This window comes from Sphingosinicella terrae, assembly GCF_003347635.1.
GTDB lineage: Bacteria > Pseudomonadota > Alphaproteobacteria > Sphingomonadales > Sphingomonadaceae > Allosphingosinicella > Allosphingosinicella terrae.
Map to the genome: position 1 here is coordinate 1 of NZ_QDFY01000043.1, position 1,115 is coordinate 1,115.

The window sequence follows — 1,115 nt, forward strand, 5'->3', positions numbered from 1 at the left end:
AAAAGGGGCGCCCCGGCTATGCCGGGACGCCCCTCTTGATCGTGCCGGGTCGGATCAGGCGAAGATGACGTCCGACTGGATGATCAGGATGTTGGTCTGGATCAGGAAGTCGGCGGTGCCGTCGCCATCGGTGTCGCCGGCGACGAAGTGGCTTCCACCCTGGCTGTAGGCACGAAGCTCGCCGGCGGTGCCGGAGAACGCGCCCGAGCCGACCCAGCTGAACGCATCGAGGCTGCCGCCGTCGACCGCGTCGAGCCCGGACAGGTCGATCTTGTCCTGGCCCCTGCGGAAGTCGGTGACGACGTCGGTGCCGCCGAGATCGGTGAAGGCGAAGACGTCGTTGTGGTTGCCGCCGGTGAGGACGTCGTCGCCGGCGCCGCCGTTCAGCTCGTCATTATGGTTGCCTCCGCTGAGCGTGTCGTTGCCGGCGCCGCCGGACAGCTGGTCGAAGTGATTGCCGCCGCTGAGCGTGTCGTTGCCGTCGCCGCCGTCGAGCACGTCGTCCTGGTTGCCGCCGTCGAGCGTGTCGTCGTCGGCACCGCCGTCGAGCGTGTCGTTGCCATTGCCGCCGGTCAGCGTGTCGTTGCCGGCAAGGCCGGACAGGACGTCGTCAGCATTGCCGCCGGCGAAGGTGTCGGCGAAGGCGCTGCCCTCGAGCTTCTCGATCGAGACATACTTGTCGCCGGCGGCGTCGCCCGCCGAACCCGACTTGCTCGCCATCGACGCGATCACGCCGGCCTTGGCGTCCTGGTAGCTGGCGGTGTCGAAGCCGTCGCCGCCGTCGAGCGTGTCGCCGCCCTGACGGCCCATCAGCCAGTCGTCGCCGCCATTGCCCTTGAGCAGGTTGCCGGCGGCATTGCCGATGACCACGTCCTCGCCGCCGCCACCGGAGGCGTTCTCGATGACGACGCCGCGGGCGATGGTGTAGCCGCCGAAGATGTCGTCGACATAGGAGACGACGCCGCCGCCGGTCGGCGAATAGTCGATCGTCGCGGCCAGCAGGTCGATGCGGGCATTGCGATTGCCGGAATAGCGGATCTCGTCGGTGCCGCCGGTATCCCAGATCGTCTCGTAATAGACGCCGGGATCATTGGCGTCGCCGAGCTCGTAGACGT

The 1,115-nt window shown here is 68.1% G+C and carries 1 protein-coding gene; it reads right to left on the reverse strand.

Features of this window, described 5'->3' with window-relative positions; genetic code table 11:
* Positions 1 to 54: 54 nt before the first annotated feature.
* Positions 55 to 1,115: calcium-binding protein (locus DDE10_RS23125; RefSeq protein ID WP_284734850.1), on the reverse strand; the 1,061-nt coding region annotated here is incomplete at its 5' end.